Below are 23,910 nucleotides of genomic sequence, written 5' to 3' on the forward strand. Positions count from 1 at the left end.
TGTTATCTCAAAAGTGCCGCAAGGATTGCAGCTTCTATTTTATCTGGGGTTGTGTTCGGCGCAAAGCGCTTGATCGGTTCGCCGTCACGTCCGATCAGAAACTTAGTAAAATTCCATTTAATCCTCTTCCCTAGCAAACCGGGCAGCTCATTTTTAAGATAACGAAACACTGGATGTGCGGTGGCTCCATTGACTTCCACTTTATCGAATATCGGGAAACTCACGCCATAGTTAATGTAGCAGGTCTGAGCAATGTCGTCAGCACTGCCAGGCTCCTGTTTCCCAAACTGATTACAAGGGAAGCCAAGCACCACCAAACCCTGAACAGCATATTTTTTGTAGAGCGCTTCAAGTCCGCTGTATTGTGGTGTAAAACCGCAATGGCTGGCTGTATTGACGACGAGAACAACCTTACCGACGTAGTCTTCCATAGAAACAAGCTGGCCATTAAGACTCCTCGCTATCAATTGGTAAAAGGTGCTCATATTCGAGTCCTCAAAGTAGAATCAGTCGACACCAACATTGCCATCTGATTAGAGTATCTGGAAAATTAATCCTGCTTCTGATTGCGCGGCAGGTCTGAAATCGTGAACGACTTATTATTTCGTTGTAAATATTGAAGATGCCGTTTAGTGTTTTAATTTTATTACCATATAGATAATTCTTCGGAACTATCACTTCGATTTTTACCATAAAGATTAAAAAATCACAGCTTGTGATAATCATAACTCCTATTAGATTCAAAATAAGATCTAGCGAGAGTTTGGCTATCTTAAGAAATGAGGTAACAGATATTAACCACATTATTTTATTAATGAATTAAATTCATAGACTCTATCAAATTATCCTCGATTATTAATACCGCTAATGCTGATATTCTCTGGGCTAAAATACACATCCGTCACCCACATTCTCCTTACTATTTATATAAGAGGATAGATCATGCCTGATGAACATGGTTTTAATCGACGAAAGTTATTAACGGCTTTAGCCGGATTAACCCTAGTGAGTGCGACATTACCTAAAGCGCTTGCAAATACAGAAAGTCATTCAAAAAATAGCCGTATCTTAGTTGCTTATTTTTCAAGAAGTGGTAGCACAAAAGTGATTGCGGGGGTAATCCATCGTAATTTACATACTGATCTTTTTGTTATTAAACCTGAAATCGCTTATCCAGAAGATTATTTTCAAACTGTTGAACAAGCACAAATAGAACGCCAGCAAGCAATAAAACCCGCGATAAAAAATAACGTCATCAATCTCGAATATTATCAGACAATTTATTTAGGTTTTCCTATTTGGGGAACTAGCATCCCACCGGTAGTCCAAACCTTTCTGAGTACGCACAATTTTGCGAATAAAAAGCTTATCCCTTTTATTACTCATGGGGGCTATGGCAAAGGCGACAGTGAAGATGTGTTAGCCGAATTAGCACCTTTAGCGCAAAGAGTCACTCCACTGGTTATTGAGTGTGGTCAAGAGCGAAGAACAACAGAAACTGTAATCGGATGGCTGGCTTCTAGTGTAAGCTAATTTTAATCATTAAAAAATCATACTGTACTGAATCAAAAGGAAATAAAGATGAAAAAAGGATTAAATTTACTGCTATTTTGTATGATGGCGAGCGGAATAATAACCCAACCTACTTATGCTGAACCCTTAGTGATTTCAGCGCAAGGCAGCTTTGCAGCAGGTGGCTCCATCACGACAGCTGCAGGCACGTTCAATGCTAAAAAACCCCTAGAGCCTGCAGGGCAAACTTATCATGGCGATCATGCTGTGGTTTTTTATCAAATTCCCGAAAATCCACATAAATATCCACTCATCATGCTCCATGGTGCAGGTCAATCATCTCGTACATGGCAAAGTACACCTGATGGTAGAGAAGGCTTTCAAAATATTTTCTTACGCCGAGGTTTCTCAACCTATCTTGTTGACCAACCACGCCGTGGTAATGCAGGTAGAAGCATGATTGAAGGAACGGTAACACCACAACCTGATGAACAATTGTGGTTCAATCAATTTCGCGTCGGTATCTGGCCTGAGTATTTTAAAGATGTGCAGTTCTCTCACGATAAAGAAGCGTTAAATCAATATTTCCGCCAAATGACCCCCAACACGGGGCTTTTTGACACGAATGTTATTTCTGATGCTTTATCCGCTGTAGTGGATAAATCAGGCCCAGCGATTTTATTCACACACTCACAAGGTGGCGGTCCCGGCTGGTATACCGCAATAAAAAACAATAAGGTCAAAGCGATTGTCGCTTTTGAACCTGGCAGCGGATTTGTTTTTCCTGAAAATGAATTACCAGCACCAATGCCAAGTGCATTCGATACATTAAAGGGGGAGCCAGTTCCAATAGACGATTTCATGGCACTTACCAAAATCCCCATTATCATTTTCTATGGGGATAATATACCCGATAAGCCTATCACTATGCCTGCCCAAGATAGTTGGAGGGTACGTCTTGCTATGGCAAGAGAATGGCGAGATGTGGTTAATCAACATGGTGGGGATGTGACCGTTATCCATTTGCCAGAGGTGGGTATTAAAGGAAATACACATTTTCCTTTTTCGGATCTGAATAATACTCAAATTGCAGATTTAGTTAGCCAATTTATTGAACAAAAAAATCTACAATAATTCACGCTTATTGTGAGCAAGAATCATTATTTATGAATCCTGTTCATAAGCTCTAGAAGATTATAGCCTCTAATCTAATCAATAAATCTACGCTATGCTTTATTCTAACGAAAATAAAAAGGAGTGTATTATGCAAACGGTCAAATTAAACAATGGGGTTGAAATGCCATTGTTAGGCTTCGGTGTCTTTCAGATGACAGATGCGGACGAGTGTGAACGCGCTGTTATTGACGCGCTTGAAACCGGTTATCGTTTAATAGATACCGCTGCATCCTATCAAAATGAAACTCAAGTCGGGAATGCATTAAAACAGAGCCAAATAGCACGAGAAGATTTATTTATTACGACGAAGTTGTGGCTACAGGATACCAGCTACGAAGGGGCAAAAGCGCAATTTCAACGTTCATTAAGTCGCCTGCAACTCGACTATGTTGATCTTTACCTTATCCACCAACCTTATGGCGATGTCCACGGTGCGTGGCGTGCAATGGAAGAACTTTATCAAGCTGGAAAAATTCGGGCAATTGGTGTCAGCAATTTTCATCCAGACAGATTAGCTGACCTTATTGCATTTAATAAAGTTATTCCTGCGGTCAATCAAGTTGAAGTTAACCCATTTAATCAGCAACTACATGCAGTGCCATGGATGCAGAGTAAAAATATCCAACCAGAGGCTTGGGCGCCTTTTGCTGAAGGTAGAAATGGATTATTTCAGCATCCTCAACTCATCGCTATCGGTGAAAAATACGGCAAAAGTGTTGGGCAAGTTGTTCTGCGCTGGTTATTTCAACGAGGCATTGTGTCACTGGCTAAATCAGTTCGTAAAACCAGAATGGTAGAAAATATAAACATTCTCGATTTCACTCTAACCGATAATGAAATGACACAAATCGCAGCAATGGATACGGCAACAAGTGCATTTTTCTCACACCGCGACCCTGCAATGGTTGAATGGCTCGCTGGCCGCAAACTAGATGTTTAGTTATGCAAACAATCTAATTAATGATCAGGACATAAATCATGAAAAAACGTTTTCTCGGTAATTCTAAACTTGAAGTTTCTGCGCTTGGATTAGGTTGTATGGGGCTAAGTCACGGTTATGGTCCAGCCACAGATAAACGTCAAGCCATTGAATTGTTGCGTACAGCCGTCGAACGAGGGGTCACTTTTTTTGATACCGCAGAAGTCTATGGGCCATTCTTGAATGAGGAAGTGGTTGGCGAAGCATTAAAACCCTTTCGAGATAGCGTGGTTATTGCAACAAAATTTGGTTTCAATTGCAGTAATGAAAACAAACACCAGCTTTTAAATAGCCGCCCAGAGCATATTCGTGAAGCTGTCGAAGGTTCATTACGTCGGCTCAAAACTGACGTTATTGACCTTCTATATCAACACCGTGTTGACCCAGATGTACCGATTGAAGATGTTGCAGGCACAATAAAAGATTTGATTGCGGAAGGTAAAGTAAAGCACTTTGGCCTCTCTGAAGCCAGCGCTCAAACAATTCGCCGGGCGCATGCCATTCAGCCTGTCACCGCACTGCAAAGCGAGTATTCACTTTGGTGGCGTGAACCTGAAGATGAAATATTACCTGTGCTTGAAGAATTAGGCATTGGATTTGTTCCCTTTAGCCCATTAGGAAAAGGTTTTTTAACTGGGGCAATTAATGCGAATACCACATTTAAAGATGATGACTTTCGTAGCAAAGTCCCACGTTTCAATACAGAAGCGTTAGAGGCGAATGCACAACTGGTTACTTTGTTAGCTGACCTCGCTAGCCAGAAAGGCGTGACTTCAGCACAAATTGCACTGGCTTGGTTATTGGCACAAAAACCGTGGATTGTTCCTATTCCGGGCACAACTAAACTGCATCGTTTAGAGGAAAATTCAAATGCTGTCGATGTCATACTCACGAATAACGATTTGCAAAAAATTGCCCATGCGCTGGAAACAGTTAAAATTGTTGGAGAACGCTATCCTGCTGCATTGCAAGCACTAATTAATCGATAAACTTATCTTAGGCTGGTAGATATCAATACATTTATCTCGCACTACCAGCCTCTATTTCTCACTGTAACGCAGTGCATCAATCAATAATGCAAACGCTGGAGGGTGCTGTTTTCGACTTGGGTAATAAAGATAATAGCCTGAAAAAGCCGGGCACCAATCACTTAAAATTTGGACCAGCTTTCCTGATTTAACGGGCTCTTGAATGGTATCCTCGGGGACGCAAGCAATACCAAACCCAGACAGCGCCGCGTCAATTCGTTCAGATAATAGATTAAAGGTGAGTTGCCCTTCCACTCTAACTCGTAACGATTTACCTTCTTTCTCAAACTCCCAATGATACAATCCCCCCGCAGTAGGCAGTCGCATATTGATACAACGATGATGCTGTAAATCATGAGGTGTTCGTGGTATACCTTGAGTTTCGAAATAACTCGGTGAACCAACAATCGCTAATCGCATATCAGGGCCAATCTTAACGGCGACCATGTCCTTATCAACACTTTCCCCTAAACGTATCCCCGCATCAAAGCCTTCATCGACAATATTAACAAACCCATTATCAACCACCAATTCGACATTAATATCTGGGTATGCACGTAGAAACGGTTTGAGTTTGGGCCAAAGAAGACTGCGTGCTGCATGCTCCCCTGTTGAAAGGCGAATATTGCCAGATGCCGCACCATTAAGCTGAATGATTGCCTCTAACTCGTGATTAAGTTCAGCCAGTCGAGGTTCAAGACAAGCAATAATCTTTTCCCCCATTTCAGTTGCCGCGACACTGCGTGTGGTGCGTGTTAAGAGCCGTGCATTTAAACGTTCTTCCAATGCTTTGACTGCATGGCTCAAAGCAGATTGAGAAACGCCCAATTTAGCCGCAGCTTTGGTAAAGCTTTTCTCCCTCGCAACAGCAAAAAAAATTTGTAATTCATTAAAGTTATCTTTAAGCACAATGTATACCTTTTTGTATCTTTACGCTTTGTGTCCTTTCTAACTAACTATTTCACCATGATGTAAATATACATTATGGTAAATATTATTTTTATGTTCATAACCTATTTTTACAGATAAGTCTTTCGTATCTGCATTATTAATTTGCGATGTTTATGAAAAAATACTTATAACCTAATGGAGTTTTTAACTTACGTGACGATACACTAAGGCTCAATCCATGAATAATGAATTATGTCTACTTCTGGCACAGAGCCGACATCTGGATGATATATAACTCTGTGTTGTTATAGTACCCGCTCAGATTAGAGCTGGTACACACAAATTACCCAACTAGCGATATTCCCCTTATCCCGCCTTCTATAATACTTCCCCTGTCAGCTTCTTCAATAAAATCAGCCCACCATTGCATCATAGGGCGTCTTTGCTCTAGGTAGTCACTACGGTTATAGGCACGCCTAACTTCGTTTTTATCAACGTGGGCGAGGGCGGCTTCGATAACATCGGGTGGGAAGCCCTGTTCATTGAGTGCCGTACTGGCAATTGAACGTAGGCCGTGTGAGACTAATACACCTCCGAACCCAGCGCGTTTTAATGCAGCATTGACGGTTTGGCTATTCATCGGTTGGGTAGGCTTGATACGGCTAGGAAAGATAAACTCACGATTACCACTGAGTGGTTTCATTAGCTCTAAGATAGCTAAAGCAGCGTCAGACAATGGAACAGTGTGCTCACGGTTCATTTTCATTCTAGCAGCCGGTATCTTCCATTCCTTGGTTTCAAAGTTGATTTCGTCCCAACGAGCTTCAGCGGCTTCGGCAGGGCGAGAGATGGTAAGCAGCTGCCACATAAACAAGCATCGAGTTGATAGGCTAATACTAGCTGTACGCATTGTCTGCATGAGCTTTGGCAGCTGATCAGGGGGAATACTTGGCATATTCTTTTTCTTGGGTTTTTCAAAAGCCTTGCCAATGTTGATACTTGGAACTGCATCAATTAAGCCAGTATTTTGAGCATAGATCATCACTTCGTTGATACGCTGACATAGGCGACGAACGGTTTCTAATGCACCTCTAGCTTGAACCGGTTGTATTGCTTGAACCTATATATGCGCTTTGATATCGGTAACGCTGATGTCACCAATGGCAGGGAACACATCTCGTTCAAGTGAGCGCCAGATATCATTACCGTAGTCTTCTGTTACAGTGGACTTCTTCACTTCCCACCAACGTTCAGCGACAAGTTGAAAGGTATTTGCCTTAGCTTCTAAGCTGTTACGGACTTGCTCTTTATGGTGATCTTGTGGGTCTATTTGTTTAGCGAGGAGTGTTCTTGCTTCAAGGCGATAGCTACGTGCATCGGCAAGGCTGACGGCAGGGTAAGAACCAAGGCTCTTTTTAGCTCGCTTTTTAGTGAGAGGGCGAATGTAGCGAAATGACCACAGCTTACTGCCATTGGATTTAACCAATAGTTCTAATCCATCGCCATCATAGAGGACATAATCACTCTGCTTTGGCTTTGCTGCATCGATCTCTTTTGCTGATAACGGTTTGGTTTGTCTTGCCATTTTTGATGTTCCATTTTTTTAGGCACCTCAAAAACTATAAAGGTTAACGAGGTGCCTATCAAGGTGCCTAAGATGATTGGATTTAATTAGGTGACATCAGACTACGCAGGACATAAAAAAGCCCGAAACTCATTGAGTTAGCGGGCTTTTCAGTCTTCTTTGGACGTCCTTAGAAGATAATTTGGTGGAGCTGGCGGGAGTTGAACCCGCGTCCGAAATTTCTACATCCTCGGTACTACATGCTTAGTCTAGTCTTTGAATTCATTTGCCAGCTGCGGACAGACACGCCACCAACAAACTATCCTGATTAAGTTTAACGCTTCAACCCCAGGCAAGGCATCCACGCGATCTCTTTTGGGTTTGACCTCTCTTGATCCCCGTCCTAAGAGCGGAGGCTAGGGAGAGAGGGCTCTAAGCAGGTTATTAAGCTGCTAAAGCGTAGTTTTCGTCGTTTGCGACTATTTTTTTGCGGCTTTTTACGAGGCCAACCGCCCCTCGGCATGCACCTTGGGTTTCGCAAATCCCGTCGAATCCAGAATCAGCCCCAAGTTGTTGAGCGTAGTATAACAGAAAAATACTCTATAAAGCTAGAGGTTAGCGGTTAGAATGTTTCATTATACGTGCTTTATCGAGTTGCCATTCACGTTCTTTAATATCAGAACGCTTATCGTGAGATTTTTTACCTCTGGCAACGCCGATTTTAACTTTACACCATGCATTTTTCCAGTAGAGAGAAAGCGCAATAACGGTATAACCTTCGCGGTTAACTTTACCGTAGAGTGTATCTAATTCACGTTGATTTAAAAGTAATTTTCGGCTACGAGTTGGGTCGCACACAACGTGCGATGATGCAACAGTCAGCGGTGTGAAGTTTGCACCGAATAAATAAGCTTCGCCGTCCCTTAAAAGAACGTAGCTATCTCCAATGTTGGCTTTGCCTGCACGGAGTGATTTGACTTCCCAACCTTGTAGGGATAGACCCGCCTCGAACTCCTCTTCGATAGAATATTCGTGGCGAGCACGCTTGTTCATAGCAATTGTTGCTGAACCGGGTTTATATGGTTTTTTCTTTGTCATAGTGCAATCATTATACTGTAAGCTGAGTTGAAAGAAATCTTTCTAAGCTGATATTTTTTTGATTGTGCAAATCTTGCCCTATGTGGGTTTTGTTTTTTGTTTAACCAATCAAAGATGGTATTATACGCTCAGTTTTTGGGGATAGGAATTGATATGCCACAGATTAGTCGCTCTGCGTTGGTCCCTTTTAGCGCAGAACAAATGTATAAACTCGTTAATGACGTTATTTCATATCCGAGCTTTTTGCCGGGGTGTGTGGGTAGCAGAATTATTAGTCATAGTTCTGAAGAAATGACCGCTTCTGTTGAAGTGTCAAAAGCAGGCATTAGCAAAACTTTTGTCACAAAAAATGTGCTAGAGGATAACAAGTGCATTCATATGCAACTTGTGGAAGGGCCATTTAGTAAATTAGCTGGTGGTTGGAAATTTATTCCTTTAAGCCCTGATGCTTGTAAAATCGAGTTTCACCTTGATTTTGAATTTACAAATAAATTGATAGAACTTGCATTTGGCAAAATTTTTAAGGAATTAGCTAATAATATGGTTCAAGCCTTCACTTTAAGAGCAAAGGATGTATACAGTGTCTGAGCTGAATATTGAAGTGACATATGCGCTTCCTGAAAAGCAATTTTTGCTATCAGTAAAAGTGAAAGAGGGGGCGACAATAGAAGAAGCAATACTAGCTTCTGGTATTTTAGCTCTTAGAGATGATATTGATCTTAAAAAAAATAAGATTGGTATTTATAGTCGCCCTGCTAAATTGACAGATTTAGTGCAAGATGGGGATCGTGTTGAGATTTATCGACCTTTGATTGCAGACCCAAAAGAATTACGTCGCAAACGAGCGGAAAAGTCTAAAGAAGTTAAAAATAAGTAAACCGATTATACGTAGCGAACCGAGCAAAGCTCGGTTTTTGTCTTTAAATTTATTTATACAAGTTGAGTCTAAATAAATTTTTAATAAAGATACTCATAATAACAACCCGCCTGAATAAGTCCTTCAGAAAACAGGTTGTTATTATCACACTAGGTGGTTCTTAGTGTTTGTGGTTAGTCAGCTGTTTTAGTTTCTGATGCTTTTGTTTCAGCAGCTTCCATTGATTCCTGCGCGGCAAGATTTTTCTCGTTTTTGATGTCAGTAAGAATACCATTGCGATCAAAAATCAGAGTCAAAGTTTCTTGCTGAACTGGGTCATGCCCTAGTTCTTGGCGGAAAACATAATACCAAGTTTGAGTACCAAACGGGTCAGATAACATTGGCGTGCCCAAAGTATAAGCGACCTGTTGCTGTGTCATTCCTTTTTGGATCTTAGCAACATCTTTCGCTGTGAGGTAATTACCTTGGTTAATGTCTGGATGATAGACAAGACGTTCCATCATTGAACAGCCCGTAGACATTAATGCGAGTGATAGTGCGGCAGCAGTTAACAATTTATAACGCATGGATATCTCATTCCTTTTGGAGTCAGAACATCAATGATAATCGACATTGATACAATTTAAAACCTTCCTTATCGACTCTAAGACCACATGAGCGTAAAAAAGTTGTCAAAAATTATGCTGCAAGTAACTCTTTTGCGTTGGCTAGTGTATTTTTGGTGACTTCTGAACCTGCTAAAAGGCGCGCAAGCTCTTGTAATCTAGATTTTTTATCTAATAGCTGCATATGAGTTTCAGTTTCAACGCCATTAGTTTCTTTGCTTACATAAAAATGATGATGTCCACAACCTGCAACTTGAGGTAAATGCGTTACACACATGACTTGAGTTGATTCACCTAACTCACGTAATAACTTACCAACAATAGCGGCTGTTGGTCCGCTAATACCCACATCGACCTCATCAAAAATTAACGCTGGAGTATCCATTTTCTTAGCGGTAATAACTTGAATAGCTAGTGCGATACGCGATAGTTCACCACCTGAAGCAACTTTAGCGAGCGCCTGATGTGGCTGACCTGGGTTCGTAGTAACATTGAATTCTATCTTACATGCACCATCAATCTGCAATTGTTCTGGTATAAATTTCACATCAATAGTAAACAGGCCATGAGGCATTGAAAGTTGATGCATACTGTTGGTAATTAGCGTGCTTAACTCTTGGGCATAATGCAGTCGCACATGGTGTAAACGCTCTGCACAAGCTAATGCTTTTTGATGATCGATAGCGACTTGCTCGTTTAAAGTTTCACAATCTTCGTTTTGATTAGCAATTTGTTCTTGCTCAGTCAATAACTGTTGAAATAGTTCAGGTAGTGCCTCGGGGCTAACATGATGTTTTCGAGCTAAGCTAATTTGTTTAGAGATACGTTGCTCAAGTTCAAATAAACGGTTGGGATCAAGTTCGTATTGATCGCAATAATGTTTTATTTCATCACTGACTTCACTGACTTGTATTGATGCTTCTTCAAGCATATCGAGAAGTTCTGAAAATTTCGGATTGAGAGCAACGAGATCAGTCAATTCATTTTTTGCCATATTTAATAAACTAATGACATTCGCATCATCATTTTCAGATAGTATATGCGTGGTTGTTTGACCAATAGATAAAAATTGCCCATGATTAGCGAGTTGTTTATATTCTTGGTCTATCTCTTCAAATTCCCCTTGAACAGGAAGGAATTCGTTTAGTTCTTTTAGATGATATTCCAGCAACTGTTGTCGAGATTCACGCTCTTGCATCTCTTTTTGAAATACGGCTAATTGTTGGCAGGAGTCGTGCCATGTTTTCCATGCTTTTTTCATTTGAGCAAGTAGTTCTTGCTGGTTTGAATAGGCATCAAGCAGGGACTTTTGATGCGTGTTATCTAGCAAGAGTTGGTGCGCGTGCTGGCCATGAATTTGGATCAGTAATGTACCGAGTTCTCTAAGTTGTGATAAAGGTACAGAAACGCCGTTAATAAAACCTCGGGAACGGCCGTCAGGAGAGATAGTCCGACGTAATAAGCACTCATTTTGGTTATCAAGTTGGTGCTCAATAAGCCAATTAGCAGCCATCTCAGCATCAACTAAGGAAAAACGGGCACAAAGATCAGCACGCAGCGCACCAGGGCGTACCATATTGGCTTCACCCCGATTACCTAAACATAGGCCAAGAGCATCAATAGCAATGGACTTACCCGCACCTGTTTCACCGGTTATGGCTGTCATACCATTACGGAAATCAATTTCTAATTCACGTACGATTGCAAAATTATTGATTGTTAGTTGGGTAAGCATCTGCGCTCTCCTGTAAAAATACACACCTGTGTTTTAATACAGTGTATGACTGTTTTTTTATACAGTAAAGAGGCAGAATGAAAAAATTAAAAAGTTTTTTTAGCCCAGCCTAATTTTGAACTTAACGTATTGAAATAATTGTAATCTTGTGGATGAACTAAATTAAGATTTTTATTACTACGTTTAACAATAACTTCCTCTCCATCCTGAATAGGGAGCATAATTTGGCTGTCACAGCTGACTTCATAATCAATATTTGTTCGTAAAAACCTCAACCGAATACTGCTGTCGCTGCTAATCACTAGTGGTCTGGAGGATAAGGTATGTGGAAACATTGGAACTAATACAATAGCATCCAAGTTCGGGGTTAAAATAGGGCCACCTGCGGAAAGAGAATAAGCTGTAGAACCTGTTGGTGTGGCGATAATCAAACCATCAGAACGTTGAGAAAAGGCAAATTTTTCATCAATGTAAACCTCGAATTCGATCATATGCGCAACTTTGCCTGGGTGCAGAACAATCTCATTAATTGCGGTGCTTTTACGTGCTTTTTGGTTAGCTTTAATGACTTGTGCTTCTAGTAAAAAACGTCTTTCTTCGCGGTATTTTCCTTCAAGAACACTTGAAAGTTGTTGCAATGCATTATCAGGGTCTAAATCAGTAAGAAAACCGAGATTACCACGATTTACACCGATCACTTTATTATTATACCGGGATAAAATACGAGCAGCGCCAAGCATATTGCCATCCCCGCCAACGACGACAACTAAATCAGCCTGTTGGCCTATTTCAGTTAATGTACCAGTGTTGGCATTAGATAATTTTAAATCTTTAGCAACTTGTTTATCGATAATGGCATGATAATTTTTTGAAATTAACCAATGGTATATTAATTCATGAGTTGCCAATGCTTCAGGATGCCTAGGGTGCCCGACAATGCCTATCGTTTTAAAATGTGGTAGTGCTGTATTATTGTCCTTTCGCATACTTTTTTGGCCTCTGATTGTATGACTTCCCTTGAATCCCTGTATTAGATCCCCATAATACTCTCATATATGGGATTAATGCTAAATACGCGGAGATATTCATGAGTAGTAAAGACCAAAACATGCATGATGAGCAAGCTTTTGAACAAAATGAATCACAAAAAGTTCAAGCTGAGCAAGAAGCCAGCGTTCAACAAGCTGATGAGTTACAAGCAGACGAACAAGCGTTAGCCGCGCGTATTGCTGAGCTTGAGCAACAGTTAGAAGCTTCACAAAAAACTGAACGTGAAGCGATGTTACGTGCACACGCAGAAATTGAAAATATTCGTCGTAGGACTGAGCAAGATATCGAAAAGGCACATAAATTTGCACTGGAAAAATTCTCAAATGAATTATTGCCAGTGATTGATAACTTGGAACGTGCAATAGAAGCTGCTGATCACGAAAGTGAAGAGTCTAAAGCGATGTTAGAAGGTTTAAATTTAACGTTAAAAACCTTTTTAGATGCAGTGGCTAAGTTCGGTATTGAGCCTGTCAGTGAAGTGAATGTGCCATTCAACCCTGAAGTTCACCAAGCGATGACGATGATTGAGTCACCTGATCACCAAGCTAATCATGTGATTGATGTGATGCAAAAAGGGTACACGTTAAATAACCGTTTACTCAGACCTGCAATGGTTATTGTGTCTAAATAATCGATGAAATGGGATACGTGAGTATCCCATTTTTTATTGTCCGCAATTTGAAATTATTCGCTAATTACAGGTGTCCAATCTATAGGTTTTTTGCCTTGCTGAGCTAAAATTTCATTTGTTTGTGAAAAATGCCTACAACCTAAAAACCCGCGATGAGCAGAAAGTGGGGAGGGATGTGGGGCTTTCAGAACATGATGGCGTTTAGTATCAATAATTTTACCTTTTTTCTGGGCATGAGAGCCCCAGAGTAAAAAGATCACGCCCTCGGTATTTTCATTAATTGCTTCAATAACTTTATCTGTAAATGTTTCCCAACCTAAATGCGCATGGGAATGGGCATTGCCTTGCTCGACGGTGAGGACGGTGTTAAGGAGTAAAACACCTTGTTGAGCCCAACTGAGCAAGTACCCATGATTAGGCCTTTGAAAGTCACTAATATCTTTTTCTAGCTCTTTATACATATTGACTAATGATGGTGGTGGCTTAATTCCTGGGAGTACGGAAAAAGAGAGGCCGTGAGCTTGCCCTGGCCCATGGTAAGGGTCTTGCCCAAGGATAACAACTTTAATATCAGAAAGCTCGGTATACCTAAATGCATTAAAAACGTCGTCTTGAGCAGGATAGATAATTTTACCATTTTTGCGTTGTTCTGCTACATAAGCCAACGTTTCTTTGAAATAAGATTTTGATTTTTCAGGGCCAATAACATCGTGCCACGTAATGGAGTTTGACATGAAATATTCCATAACAATGAATTTAAGAAGGAACAATTATATGAACCAGTTGATAGCTATAAGCTTACTGGTTCATGAGGGAGAGATAAAGCCCTGATATTGAGTATTAATCTTTAAAAAAAATTGAAAATATATAAAAATAGTTAAAAAAATGAATTGTGAATTTTGATTTAAATCATAATGTTGGGTTGGTTGAATTAGTTACTAAGCGGAATAATTGATAAATATCAAAGAAAATAGGGGATCTAACTGGTATAAAATACCTATATACATTGGTTAGACCAAATATCCAATTACAAGTTTTCATAAGATTGATGGTTAATGTAGCTTCGATTTATTAAGCAAATCGAATGCAATCTAGCTCGAACGTGGAGGTCGACATGATTACAGGTATTCAAATTACTAAAACTGATAATGCAGCATTGATGAATTCGTTTTGGTTACTGGATGACGAAAAAAATGAAGCTCGTTGTGTTTGTGCAAAAGCCGATTATAACGAAGGGCAAATCGTTGCTAAAGACGAATTAGGTGCTTTTGAGTATCGTGAAGTTCCTTTAGAAATGAAACCAACTGTACGTGTTGAAGGTGGTCAGCACTTAAATGTTAACGTATTAAGTCGTGAAACATTAGAAGATGCAGTTAAAAACCCAGAAAAATATCCACAATTAACAATCCGTGTTTCTGGTTATGCAGTGCGTTTTAATTCATTAACGCCTGAACAACAACGTGATGTTATTACTCGTACTTTCACTGAAAGCTTGTAATAAATATTAAATGTAATTACATCTAGTAATGCATAATAAATTCTAAAGCCATTGTTACCAATGGCTTTTTATTTGTTCCTAATAAAGTTGATTATTTCCCACCTTGGTTATTTGTATTTCAATATTCTTCCAACAAATACACTTGTTAGGGAGAATTCATGTCACTATCAACACTACAAACATTATCAAAAAAAGATGAATATATTTTTGTTAGAGAAAACTTAAATATTTATTTGCAGCATCAACATCAAGAAGTTAAATCTTGTATAACAGATTTATGGCCTAAAGAGATATTAAGAGAAGACTTCTTAGGAGGTCATGCACAACAAAATGACTATATTTTGGCTCTATTAGCACAAGGTGCTTATCATAAAAATTGGCGGAATATTCAGGGTGTTGAAAGATTAAGTAATAAAGAGATTTTTGATCTCGGAATTAATGCGGAACTATTAAACGACGAGCAAACAGGTTTTCAAGCTAATATTTGTCGATTTAATGATTTATATATTCTTTGTTTTGCTGGTACTAACGATATTATCGATTTTTACAGTAATATTCGTCAAGGCCTTGGTTTTTATGAGTCTCAATATTTTCAAGCTGTTGGTTTGATGAATGTTTTATTCAATGCAGTTAATGGAAACACAATTTGTACAGGGCACTCATTAGGTGGAGGATTGGCATCAATAGCGGCGTTAGCGAGTCAATCGCCCTGTATTGCATTCAGTCCTGCAGGGCTGGCAAAAAATACTATTAATAATATTGGGATTGATTATCACGTTGCTGCAAAAATTGCACAAGAAGGGTTGATACGCTATTACACGGTGCAATATGACTGGCTAGATAGATTACAAAACTCTTTACCGATCCCTTCTGCGTTGGGAAATTGTATTAAAATGGCTTATAGCGAACATAGCTCTTGGAAAAATTGGTTACCCACCCGTTTATTAACAAGAAGTTTTATTGCTCATTCAATGATTAAAATTATTAGGGTTATGTGCAAACATAAGCCATGGAATAATTGGAATGCAATCACAGGTGAATATAATAAGGTACAAGAAATACCACTAGAATTATTTCCAACTAAAGAAGAAAAACAGGAAATGAGTTGGCAAGAATGTTGTGAAAGTGCCATCAAAAAAGGAAATATAACGGAGTTTTCAGCACTTTTATCATTAGACCATAAACCTTGTGACATTAGTTTATTGGCACAGCAATCAGTCAGAACAGTTAATGGGCAATTTATGGCAGCCCTAATGGAATCTCAATATGGTCAAACAATTAAAATGTTTCAATCCAGAGGTCAAAAAAGTATTTTGCATTTAGCAGCGCAAAATGGCCGTCTTATACAATCGCAACTTTTATTAAAAAATGGATTAACAGTGAATATTAAGGATAGCTTGGGGAACACACCTTTACATGATGCGTTAAATAGCCATGCACTTGATGTTGCTACATTACTATTGGAAAATGGAGCCGATTGGCGAATTAGAAATAATAAAGGCCTAGATTGTAAGGATATACTTGGTAGCCATATTATTAAGTATGATTTGTTGACTCATGAAGGCAAACAAATGCGAGATAAAGTTTTTCAAATGATGGGCTAAATAAAAAAACGGGCCTAAACCCGTTTTTAGTGACTAGCTTTTATCGCTAGCTGTTGGTATAGAAGGGCTAGCAGGAGTACGACGTTTACCAATATTTTTCTTGTCGCGATGGCGTACTTTTTCTTTTTTCTTAGCTTGTTCTTCTTTTTTCTTTTCTTTACGCTTAGCAAGCACTTTCTTCGACGGTTTTGGCTTATTTAGCATCGCTTCTGAAGGGGCTTTAGTTGTTGGACGTAAAGAATCAACCACACGAATTTTGATAGGTTCTTCAATATAACGAGTAATTTTACCCAATAATGGGAAGTCATGCGCTTCGACTAAGGAAATTGCGGTTCCTTTACGTCCAGCTCGGCCGGTACGGCCAATACGGTGCAAATACACATCTGCAGTTCTAGGTAAGTCAAAGTTAAAAACATGGCTAACGTTTTCGATATCTAAGCCACGGGAAGCAACATCTGTTGCAACGAGTACTTTAACTTGGCCATCAACTAGGCGACGTACCGCTTCATTACGCTTAGCCTGCGGCATTTCACCTTCAAGATAACAAGGTTCGATACCCGCTTCACGTAACCATTGGACTAATTCGCGCAAACGCTCACGCTTACGCACAAAGACGATAGCTTTGGTGACTTCATCTTGTTTTAACAAATGGCACAGTAATGCCGTTTTATGCTCTAGAGTGTCAGCACGGTAATGAAATTGCTGAATTTTTTTACGTTCACGGCGTGAAGGGTCGGCGTCAATTTCAATTGGATCTTCTAATAAGCGCTCAGCAAAGTCACGAATAGCTTCGCCTTCAAGAGTTGCAGAAAACAGCATGGTCTGCTTGCGCCAGCGCGTTTCGCCTGCAATTGTTTCTATGTCATTGGCAAAACCCATGTCGAGCATGCGGTCAGCTTCGTCGAGGATCAAAATCTCAACTGCACGGCAGTCAAAGTTTTCTTCTTTAATATATTGGAGTAGACGGCCTGTTGTTGCGACGACAATGTCTTGATTTTCACTGAAAACTTCAGCGTGATTCATATAAGCAACACCACCCGTGATTGTTGCAATATCGAGGTGATTATGGGCACATAATTCTTTTGCTTGGTCAGCAACCTGCATGGCTAATTCACGAGTTGGCGTGACAACTAGAACGCGAGGCGGCCCTGATTTCTTTCTAGGGAAATCAAGTAAATGTTGGATCGCAGGTAGTAAGAACGCGGCGGTTTTACCTGTACCTGTCGGAGCTGAACCTAATACATCGCGGCCATCCATTGCAGCAGGAATAGCTGCCGCTTGAATCGCGGTTGGACGTTGATAGCCTTTATCTGAAAGCGCATCAATTAGGCTTTCATCAAGTTCAAGTTCAGTAAAAGTGGATGCAGTCATGATATACCTCTATTTGGGGCGCTGATTATAAACAGGTTAGCAAAATTGTTCACCTGAAAAAATCAGCTTTGCTCAAGTGTAACTGTTTTCACTGTGGACAGGGAGCGATATATCAATGTATGTGAGTGAAATATAGAGAAGATAAATAATTGAAGGAGGAAAGAGCTTTTCCTCCTTTATATGCTTATCTAACTTAGCTAAGTATATTAATTAACCATGTATGATAAGGAATACCAACTAAGTCAATGAGCACGGCACCACTGAGTGGCACAATCATGAAAGCTTTCATTGACACTTGTTTGTAACGTTCACAAACAGAGGACATATTCGCCATTGCATTTGGCGTCGCACCTAAGCCGTGCCCCATTAGGCCTGCACACATTACTGCGGCATCGTAGTTTTTGCCTAATAAGCGGAAAATGACAAAGACAACTAATAGAATTAAAATAATCACTTGCGCCAATAGAATGGTGAATAATGGCAAAGCAACAGCTTTTAGCTCCCATATTTTCAATGACATCATCGCCATAGTCAAAAATAGGCCAAGCGAAACTTCAGAGATAAGGTCAACCGACTTTTGGTTAATACGGAATAATTCTACTTGGTCATTAATATTGCGAATAACAATCGCAATGATCATTGCTCCAACATAGCTCGGCAAAGAAAACCCGGTTGCTTTGGTAAATTGCGCTGAAGCGAATTGGCCAATAACCATAATTCCAAGAACAAGTGCTAGCATTTTTAAAAAGGCGTGAGCATCGATGGATTCAATTTTTCCAGCAATGGTTTCAGGAACTTGAACTCGCTCAACATTTTCATCAGCTTTAATCTGCACGTTAAATTTCTTAATTAAGAACGTTGCAATCGGACCACCAAGTAAACTTCCTGTAATTAGGCCGAATGTTGCTGCGGCAATTGCGGCAACCGTTGCGGATTGCACGCCAAGGCCCTCAGCCATGCCACCAAAGGCTGCTGCACCACCATGTCCCCCAGTAAGAGAAACGCCACCAGCCATGATACCAATAACGGGATCAACACCGAGTAAATGAGCAAGGCCTGCACCAAAGGTGTCTTGGAAAATAACCACAAACCAGCAGATAAACAGGTAGATAAAGAGTAACCGACCACCACTTTTTAAAATACGGAAGCTGCCGTCAATACCAATAGTGGTAAAGAAAGCGACCATTAAGAAGGTTTGTAAACTGGTATCAAAATTGATTTCGGCCAGATTAAATGATTTGAGCCCCCAAATAATCAAACTAACCAGAAAGCCGCCAATGACGGGAGAAGGGATACAAAAGCGCTGTAGCCATTCGATACGTTTCTTTAAGTGGATCCCCATGAGTAGGCAGATCACCGTTAGGAAGAGGGTGGAGAGTGTGTCGAGGTGTAGAATCATATTTTTCCCTTTTTAACTGTTGTCTTTCACGCTACAGCGTTGTTGGCCGCGCTCCGTTACCCTAGTCACATACTTTTGTATGCTCCTAGGGATAACGTCACTTGCCGCCTAGCTGTAACGCGAAATTCAATAGTTAAAAACCATTAAGTTATTGCGCTACAGCGTTGTTGGCCGCGCTCCGTTACCCTAGTCACATACTTTTGTATGCTCCTAGGGATAACGTCACTTGCTGCCTAGCTGTAACGCGAAATTCAATAGTTAAAAACCATTAAGTTATTGCGCTACGGCTAGTTTGATAATCAACTTCAAAGCTATTTTTATTGTGGTGTTTGAAAATTAATTATCATAACAGCGTGAGAAACAGTGTATTTATCAGTCGAGTTGTTGTGTTGTTTTATTAGAATAAATATTGGTATATCAAATAAGCCGCGAGTTTGGCGGTATGGTTGTCAATATCAAATTCAGGATTGCATTCTGCGATATCAAAAACCGCAATTTTTTGGCTGCTCTTGATAATGGCAAACAATTCATCAAAAATTTCAGTAGAAATGCCTTTTGGTGCTGGTGCACTAACGCCCGGTGCAATAGCGGCAGAAAAGACATCTAAATCAACGGTGACATATAAATAGTCTACTTCGTCAATAAATTTTTTAATTTTTTCAATCGCTTGAGGTAGCTTGGAATAAGCGAGTTCTTTATCGCGGATATATTGGCAACCTAGCGTATCTGCGGTATCGAATAATACTTTTGTATTGCCATGATCTGCGATGCCTAAACATAAATATTTGAAAGAGCGTTGGTGTTGCTGGCACAACATGGCTGATTGTAAAAATGGAGTGCCAGAAGTGGCGACAGGGGCTTCACGCAAATCAAAATGTGCATCAAAGTTAATAATACCAATCGTTTTACCCGCTTGATGTTGTTCAACGTAGTCAAACAGGCCCTGGAAGCTCGCAAATGCAACTTCATGACCGCCGCCAAGGACAATCGGTTTTTGGTTATCAGCGAGGAGAGCGATAAGTTGGTCGGATAAACGGCGTTGTGCTGCTTCTAAATTGCCATCATCACAGCGAATTGTACCGACATCTTTGATTGCAATTGGTTGATGAATAGGCAAACCTGCCAGTTGATGACGAATTGCATCAGGGCCTGCTTTTGCACCTTGGCGGCCTTTATTGCGTCGAACGCCCTCATCAGAAGCAAAACCAATTAATGCAAACTTGGCAGGTGTGTGTTTATTAATGACTTGGTGGATGCGCAAATGTTCTTGTGTTTCACCATCTGTGCGCCCTTGCCATTGGAAAGGTTGTGTCATAGTTACTCCAAGTTAATTAATTTAGTGATGTTATGCGCTGTTTGGCGGGTGTGCGTGATAAATTCATCCACGCGATGTGTAGAGCGAAATTCAGGTGCCATAACTGAAACGACAGCTAACACATCATTACCTTTGAAAATCGGTGCAGAAACACCCAGTACGCCTTCATCGATTTCACTCACAGACATGCCGTAACCTTGTTTGCGTATCTGTTGTAAATCTTGTTGTAGCTTTATTTTTTGTTGTTCAGTGGTTAACTGCTTTGTATGAGCTTCAAGTACTTGGTTTTGATAGAGTTCATGACGAAAAGCTAACAATGTTTTCGCACTTGCTCCTTTAACTAAAGTATTGCCCCGGCCAATAATAAAAGAGCAGCGCAGCGCTTGTTCACTCTCAATCATGTCGACACAAATGGTCTCTCGTAAATTTGAGGTGATAATCGCCACGGTTTCTTGGGTTTTTTTCGCTAAAGTTTGCAGTTCTTGTTTAGACGCGCTCATCAATAAACTGTGGTGATAGTATTTTTCTTGATTTTTGATACTCTGCGAGCCAACACAGTATGTTCCATATTGTTTTGCGTGAGATACAAATTCCCAATCTATGAGAATTGTTAGTAAACGATAGACGGTTGATAATGGGATCTCTAACGCTGATGAGATAGACTGTGGCGTCACTGGAGATGCGCAAGTTGTGATGTAAGACAAGATGTCTAAGGTTCTATTTATACTGTTCATGGCATCTCCTTTTTTTCGAACTTATCAGTAAATTTTTTTCGTCTCAAATATAATTCTCATATTATGAGAATTATATTGTAGCAAATAGGTTAAATTATGACTTTTATTTGCTTAGTATGAGAATGTTCGAACAAGTATTAGCCAATTAGAGTGTTTGCATGTGTAAGCAAAAAAAGAATTACCGTAAAGGCGGTTTTACGTTTAAACAGTTTTTTGTGGCTCATGACCGATGTGCGATGAAAGTGGGGACGGATGGTGTGCTATTGGGGGCTTGGGCTCCTGTAGACGGTGTTCAGTCTGTATTGGATATTGGTAGCGGTAGTGGGCTAATAGCATTGATGCTAGCACAAAGAAATGCAATGTTATGTGTTGATGCCGTCGAGTTAGATAGTGACGCGGCAGTACAAGCACAAGAAAATTTTATTGAATCCCCATGGGCGGATCGTTTACATGTCATCAATCAAGACATTGTGAGTTACAGCCAGTTGTCATCGGTTCAATATGATTTGATTGTTAGTAACCCACCTTACTTTGAACCTGCGGTTGCGTGTCGGGATGAAAAACGAGACCAAGCGAGATATACCGCGACATTAACTCATGATGTATTACTCGAAAGTGCAAAATCCTGTCTTACATCTCATGGACTATTTTGTTTAGTGCTGCCCTATGAAGTTGGTGAAAAAATACAGAAGATGGCTGAGAATTCAGGTTGGTTTACCGCTTTTCGCGTCAATGTTAGTGATAAACCTACAACGGTCTACCATCGCATGCTATTGGGCATTCAACTGCAAGAGATACAAACACAAGTGACATCGCTGGCACTCAAAGATGAAAAGGGTGAGTATACCGATGAATTTCGTAAACTAATTCAGCCATTTTATGTGAAATATTAAAGCCGGCTCAAAGGCCGGCCCTAGCTCACGTTATTCAGGTTTTAAAATAGTGGGGCCTGAATTAGGAAGTGGTTCTGGGTAATCCAAGGTGTAATGTAACCCACGGCTTTCTTTGCGTTCTAATGCACAACTAACCATTAATTCAGCGACTTGAACTAGGTTACGTAATTCAAGTAAGTTATTTGAAATGCGGAAATTTGCATAGTAGTCGTGAATTTCTTGCTGCAATAGATGGATGCGACGCAGTGCGCGCTCAAGCCGTTTTGTGGTTCTCACAATTCCCATGTAATCCCACATAAATAGGCGTAATTCATGCCAGTTATGTTGAATAACAACCTGTTCATCTGAGTTATGCACTCGGCTTTCATCCCATTCAGATAAATAGGGAATTTCGTCGATCTGTTTGATCGTTTTATTAATATTTTCAGCCGCCGCCCAGCCGTATACCAAGCATTCTAATAGTGAATTGGATGCCATACGGTTTGCACCATGTAAGCCGGTGTAGCTCACTTCACCAATTGCATAGAGATTCGTGATATCAGTCATACCCGTTTCATCTACAATAACGCCACCACATGTATAATGGGCTGCAGGAACGATAGGAATAGGTTCTTTGGTCAGATCGAGCCCTAACGTCATCAATTTTGCATAAATAGTCGGGAAATGGTTTTTAACGAAATCGCTAGGCTTATGGCTGATATCTAAATACATGCAATCAGCACCAAGGCGTTTCATTTCATGGTCAATAGCTCGTGCAACAACATCGCGAGGAGCAAGTTCACCGCGATCGTCGTGATCTGGCATAAATCGGCTACCATCAGGACGCTTGAGGTAAGCCCCCTCACCACGTAATGCTTCAGTTAATAAGAAATTGCGTGCTTGTGGGTGAAATAAACACGTTGGGTGGAATTGATTAAATTCAAGGTTAGCAACACGGCAGCCAGCCCGCCACGCCATTGCGATACCATCACCAGAAGAAATATCTGGATTCGTGGTATATTGATAAACTTTAGCCGCGCCGCCCGTTGCTAGAACAATCGTTTTCGCTCGAATGGTTTCAACTTGCTCTTTTTGGCGGTTCCATACGTAAGCGCCTAAAATTCGTGGCGATTCAGCCTCATTAGAAAGGATAAGGTCGACGGCATTATAGCGTTCTTTAATATGAATGCTTGGGTGGGCAAAAGCGAGGTCAACTAACGTGGTTTCAACTTCTTTTCCTGTGGCATCAGCATGATGGAGGATCCGCCGATGACTATGGCCACCTTCACGGGTTAAATGATACTGTGTTTCACCGCTTTCGGTAATTTCAGTATCGAATAAAACACCTTGGTCGATAAGCCATTGCACGCAATGTTTCGCATTGGAGGCAATAAACTCAACAGCTTCTTTCTGGCAGATACCTGCACCAGCAATTAGCGTATCTTCTACATGGGATTCGATGCTGTCAGTGTCATCAAAAACGGCGGCAATACCACCTTGTGCATAATATGATGCCCCTTCGCTGAGGCTGCTTTTACTGAGAATGGTCACTTGATGAAAAGGGGCGAGCCGTAAGGCAGCTGAAAGTCCTGCGACACCACTCCCAATGATTAAAATATCAGTGTAATGCTGTGTGGATTCGTTCATAAGTGTTTGCATGTATATAATAGTATGTATTGAGTTTTTTATGTTAGCCTATCGAGTGTCCTATTGCTATTAGTGGATGGTTGTTAATGCACAGTATATTGACCTAGCGCTATTTACGTATTCAAATGCTTTTAGTGTGATAGCTATCGCATTCGCGCCTAAAATCTGTATGCTGTCTTATAGGCCTGAAAGAATATTATAGGCAGTTGTTTTAATAAGGATCTTTAAGATCATCTCAGTAATTTTTTTATCGGTTTTGTAAATTTTTGACTATTTTTTTAGATTAAATTGAACTTCAACGAGTTCTACTACTCAAAGTAGTGC

22 protein-coding genes, 1 other RNA gene and 1 pseudogene are annotated in these 23,910 nt (G+C 40.4%); 10 read left to right on the top strand and 14 right to left on the bottom strand.

Annotated features, from left to right (window positions below; translation table 11 throughout):
- Positions 1 to 2: 2 nt before the first annotated feature.
- Complete coding sequence (locus PSE83_RS05650; protein ID WP_004265017.1) at positions 3 to 485, bottom strand: glutathione peroxidase; 483 nt, start codon at positions 483 to 485, stop codon at positions 3 to 5.
- Between the two features lie 457 nt (positions 486 to 942).
- Here PSE83_RS05650 and PSE83_RS05655 point away from each other — a divergent pair, with 457 nt between their 5' ends.
- From PSE83_RS05655 to PSE83_RS05670, 4 genes are all read left to right on the top strand, one after another.
- A complete protein-coding gene (locus PSE83_RS05655; protein ID WP_004265014.1) occupies positions 943 to 1,533 on the top strand; it encodes a flavodoxin in 591 nt (196 codons plus the stop codon).
- Positions 1,534 to 1,581: 48 nt separating this feature from the next.
- Entirely contained in the window at positions 1,582 to 2,646 is a 1,065-nt protein-coding gene (locus tag PSE83_RS05660) for an alpha/beta hydrolase (protein WP_272660714.1), read from the top strand.
- Positions 2,647 to 2,776: 130 nt separating this feature from the next.
- Positions 2,777 to 3,628 carry an aldo/keto reductase gene (locus PSE83_RS05665; RefSeq protein WP_036959030.1) on the top strand — a complete coding sequence of 284 codons (852 nt, stop codon included), beginning with the start codon at positions 2,777 to 2,779 and terminating at the stop codon, positions 3,626 to 3,628.
- Positions 3,629 to 3,666: 38 nt separating this feature from the next.
- Entirely contained in the window at positions 3,667 to 4,656 is a 990-nt protein-coding gene (locus tag PSE83_RS05670) for an aldo/keto reductase (protein WP_004265011.1), read from the top strand.
- Positions 4,657 to 4,707: 51 nt separating this feature from the next.
- On the opposite strand, the gene PSE83_RS05675 is transcribed toward PSE83_RS05670, so the two are convergent.
- The 4 genes and pseudogenes from PSE83_RS05675 to smpB form a co-directional block, all read right to left on the bottom strand.
- Positions 4,708 to 5,604, bottom strand: a complete 897-nt coding sequence (locus PSE83_RS05675; protein WP_165879192.1) for a LysR family transcriptional regulator — start codon at positions 5,602 to 5,604, stop codon at positions 4,708 to 4,710.
- Positions 5,605 to 5,929: 325 nt separating this feature from the next.
- A pseudogene (locus tag PSE83_RS05680) lies at positions 5,930 to 7,171 on the bottom strand (integrase).
- 182 nt (positions 7,172 to 7,353) lie between these two features.
- Positions 7,354 to 7,717: a transfer-messenger RNA gene (gene ssrA, locus PSE83_RS05685) on the bottom strand.
- Between the two features lie 48 nt (positions 7,718 to 7,765).
- Positions 7,766 to 8,248: an SsrA-binding protein SmpB gene (gene smpB / locus PSE83_RS05690; protein WP_004265004.1), complete on the bottom strand. Its 483-nt coding sequence runs from the start codon at positions 8,246 to 8,248 to the stop codon at positions 7,766 to 7,768.
- Between the two features lie 153 nt (positions 8,249 to 8,401).
- Here smpB and PSE83_RS05695 point away from each other — a divergent pair, with 153 nt between their 5' ends.
- Complete coding sequence (locus PSE83_RS05695) at positions 8,402 to 8,836, top strand: type II toxin-antitoxin system RatA family toxin (protein ID WP_036959027.1); 435 nt, start codon at positions 8,402 to 8,404, stop codon at positions 8,834 to 8,836.
- Positions 8,820 to 9,125: an RnfH family protein gene (locus tag PSE83_RS05700; protein ID WP_004265002.1), complete on the top strand. Its 306-nt coding sequence runs from the start codon at positions 8,820 to 8,822 to the stop codon at positions 9,123 to 9,125. The genes PSE83_RS05695 and PSE83_RS05700 overlap by 17 nt, the downstream gene beginning before the upstream one ends.
- 173 nt (positions 9,126 to 9,298) lie before the next feature.
- Here PSE83_RS05700 and bamE read toward each other — a convergent pair whose 3' ends face one another.
- The 3 genes from bamE to nadK form a co-directional block, all read right to left on the bottom strand.
- Entirely contained in the window at positions 9,299 to 9,691 is a 393-nt protein-coding gene (gene bamE / locus PSE83_RS05705) for an outer membrane protein assembly factor BamE (RefSeq protein WP_004265001.1), read from the bottom strand.
- Positions 9,692 to 9,803: 112 nt separating this feature from the next.
- Entirely contained in the window at positions 9,804 to 11,465 is a 1,662-nt protein-coding gene (gene recN / locus PSE83_RS05710) for a DNA repair protein RecN (protein ID WP_004265000.1), read from the bottom strand.
- Positions 11,466 to 11,551: 86 nt separating this feature from the next.
- On the bottom strand, positions 11,552 to 12,451 hold the full coding sequence (nadK, locus tag PSE83_RS05715) for an NAD(+) kinase (RefSeq protein ID WP_004264999.1): 900 nt from the start codon (positions 12,449 to 12,451) through the stop codon (positions 11,552 to 11,554).
- Positions 12,452 to 12,552: 101 nt separating this feature from the next.
- Here nadK and grpE point away from each other — a divergent pair, with 101 nt between their 5' ends.
- Positions 12,553 to 13,146, top strand: a complete 594-nt coding sequence (gene grpE / locus PSE83_RS05720; protein WP_004264998.1) for a nucleotide exchange factor GrpE — start codon at positions 12,553 to 12,555, stop codon at positions 13,144 to 13,146.
- 53 nt (positions 13,147 to 13,199) lie between these two features.
- Here grpE and ung read toward each other — a convergent pair whose 3' ends face one another.
- Positions 13,200 to 13,880: a uracil-DNA glycosylase gene (gene ung, locus PSE83_RS05725; RefSeq protein WP_036959025.1), complete on the bottom strand. Its 681-nt coding sequence runs from the start codon at positions 13,878 to 13,880 to the stop codon at positions 13,200 to 13,202.
- Positions 13,881 to 14,260: 380 nt separating this feature from the next.
- On the opposite strand from ung, the gene grcA reads away from it, so the two are divergent.
- Both grcA and PSE83_RS05735 read left to right on the top strand, forming a co-directional pair.
- Entirely contained in the window at positions 14,261 to 14,644 is a 384-nt protein-coding gene (grcA, locus tag PSE83_RS05730) for an autonomous glycyl radical cofactor GrcA (protein ID WP_036959024.1), read from the top strand.
- Positions 14,645 to 14,802: 158 nt separating this feature from the next.
- Positions 14,803 to 16,248: an ankyrin repeat domain-containing protein gene (locus PSE83_RS05735; protein ID WP_164565086.1), complete on the top strand. Its 1,446-nt coding sequence runs from the start codon at positions 14,803 to 14,805 to the stop codon at positions 16,246 to 16,248.
- Positions 16,249 to 16,281: 33 nt separating this feature from the next.
- On the opposite strand, the gene srmB is transcribed toward PSE83_RS05735, so the two are convergent.
- From srmB to PSE83_RS05755, 4 genes are all read right to left on the bottom strand, one after another.
- The gene (gene srmB, locus PSE83_RS05740; RefSeq protein ID WP_004264992.1) at positions 16,282 to 17,619 is read right to left on the bottom strand and encodes an ATP-dependent RNA helicase SrmB; all 1,338 of its coding nucleotides are present in this window, start codon (positions 17,617 to 17,619) and stop codon (positions 16,282 to 16,284) included.
- A gap of 193 nt (positions 17,620 to 17,812) precedes the next feature.
- Positions 17,813 to 19,018, bottom strand: a complete 1,206-nt coding sequence (gene gltS, locus PSE83_RS05745) for a sodium/glutamate symporter (RefSeq protein ID WP_036959023.1) — start codon at positions 19,016 to 19,018, stop codon at positions 17,813 to 17,815.
- Between the two features lie 397 nt (positions 19,019 to 19,415).
- Positions 19,416 to 20,333: a formimidoylglutamase gene (hutG, locus tag PSE83_RS05750; RefSeq protein WP_094961685.1), complete on the bottom strand. Its 918-nt coding sequence runs from the start codon at positions 20,331 to 20,333 to the stop codon at positions 19,416 to 19,418.
- Between the two features lie 2 nt (positions 20,334 to 20,335).
- Positions 20,336 to 21,067: an IclR family transcriptional regulator gene (locus PSE83_RS05755; protein ID WP_036959022.1), complete on the bottom strand. Its 732-nt coding sequence runs from the start codon at positions 21,065 to 21,067 to the stop codon at positions 20,336 to 20,338.
- A gap of 158 nt (positions 21,068 to 21,225) precedes the next feature.
- Here PSE83_RS05755 and trmN point away from each other — a divergent pair, with 158 nt between their 5' ends.
- Positions 21,226 to 21,960: a tRNA(1)(Val) (adenine(37)-N(6))-methyltransferase TrmN gene (gene trmN, locus PSE83_RS05760; RefSeq protein WP_164565088.1), complete on the top strand. Its 735-nt coding sequence runs from the start codon at positions 21,226 to 21,228 to the stop codon at positions 21,958 to 21,960.
- 30 nt (positions 21,961 to 21,990) lie between these two features.
- Here the strand turns inward: trmN and nadB are convergent, their stop codons facing one another.
- Positions 21,991 to 23,586, bottom strand: a complete 1,596-nt coding sequence (nadB, locus tag PSE83_RS05765; protein ID WP_164565089.1) for an L-aspartate oxidase — start codon at positions 23,584 to 23,586, stop codon at positions 21,991 to 21,993.
- Positions 23,587 to 23,910 lie beyond the last annotated feature (324 nt).

The sequence above is a fragment of the Providencia sp. PROV150 genome (genome assembly GCF_028481025.1).
Lineage (GTDB): Bacteria > Pseudomonadota > Gammaproteobacteria > Enterobacterales > Enterobacteriaceae > Providencia > Providencia hangzhouensis.

Bases quoted from the DNA above. Each gene is read 5' to 3' on its own strand.
- PSE83_RS05650 (WP_004265017.1), bottom strand. From the start codon at position 485: ATGAGCACCTTTTACCAATTGATAGCGAGGAGTCTTAATGGCCAGCTT.
- PSE83_RS05655 (WP_004265014.1), top strand. From the start codon at position 943: ATGCCTGATGAACATGGTTTTAATCGACGAAAGTTATTAACGGCTTTA.
- PSE83_RS05660 (WP_272660714.1), top strand. From the start codon at position 1,582: ATGAAAAAAGGATTAAATTTACTGCTATTTTGTATGATGGCGAGCGGA.
- PSE83_RS05665 (WP_036959030.1), top strand. From the start codon at position 2,777: ATGCAAACGGTCAAATTAAACAATGGGGTTGAAATGCCATTGTTAGGC.
- PSE83_RS05670 (WP_004265011.1), top strand. From the start codon at position 3,667: ATGAAAAAACGTTTTCTCGGTAATTCTAAACTTGAAGTTTCTGCGCTT.
- smpB (WP_004265004.1), bottom strand. From the start codon at position 8,248: ATGACAAAGAAAAAACCATATAAACCCGGTTCAGCAACAATTGCTATG.
- PSE83_RS05695 (WP_036959027.1), top strand. From the start codon at position 8,402: ATGCCACAGATTAGTCGCTCTGCGTTGGTCCCTTTTAGCGCAGAACAA.
- PSE83_RS05700 (WP_004265002.1), top strand. From the start codon at position 8,820: ATGTATACAGTGTCTGAGCTGAATATTGAAGTGACATATGCGCTTCCT.
- bamE (WP_004265001.1), bottom strand. From the start codon at position 9,691: ATGCGTTATAAATTGTTAACTGCTGCCGCACTATCACTCGCATTAATG.
- recN (WP_004265000.1), bottom strand. From the start codon at position 11,465: ATGCTTACCCAACTAACAATCAATAATTTTGCAATCGTACGTGAATTA.
- nadK (WP_004264999.1), bottom strand. From the start codon at position 12,451: ATGCGAAAGGACAATAATACAGCACTACCACATTTTAAAACGATAGGC.
- grpE (WP_004264998.1), top strand. From the start codon at position 12,553: ATGAGTAGTAAAGACCAAAACATGCATGATGAGCAAGCTTTTGAACAA.
- ung (WP_036959025.1), bottom strand. From the start codon at position 13,880: ATGTCAAACTCCATTACGTGGCACGATGTTATTGGCCCTGAAAAATCA.
- grcA (WP_036959024.1), top strand. From the start codon at position 14,261: ATGATTACAGGTATTCAAATTACTAAAACTGATAATGCAGCATTGATG.
- PSE83_RS05735 (WP_164565086.1), top strand. From the start codon at position 14,803: ATGTCACTATCAACACTACAAACATTATCAAAAAAAGATGAATATATT.
- srmB (WP_004264992.1), bottom strand. From the start codon at position 17,619: ATGACTGCATCCACTTTTACTGAACTTGAACTTGATGAAAGCCTAATT.
- gltS (WP_036959023.1), bottom strand. From the start codon at position 19,018: ATGATTCTACACCTCGACACACTCTCCACCCTCTTCCTAACGGTGATC.
- hutG (WP_094961685.1), bottom strand. From the start codon at position 20,333: ATGACACAACCTTTCCAATGGCAAGGGCGCACAGATGGTGAAACACAA.
- PSE83_RS05755 (WP_036959022.1), bottom strand. From the start codon at position 21,067: ATGAACAGTATAAATAGAACCTTAGACATCTTGTCTTACATCACAACT.
- trmN (WP_164565088.1), top strand. From the start codon at position 21,226: ATGTGTAAGCAAAAAAAGAATTACCGTAAAGGCGGTTTTACGTTTAAA.
- nadB (WP_164565089.1), bottom strand. From the start codon at position 23,586: ATGAACGAATCCACACAGCATTACACTGATATTTTAATCATTGGGAGT.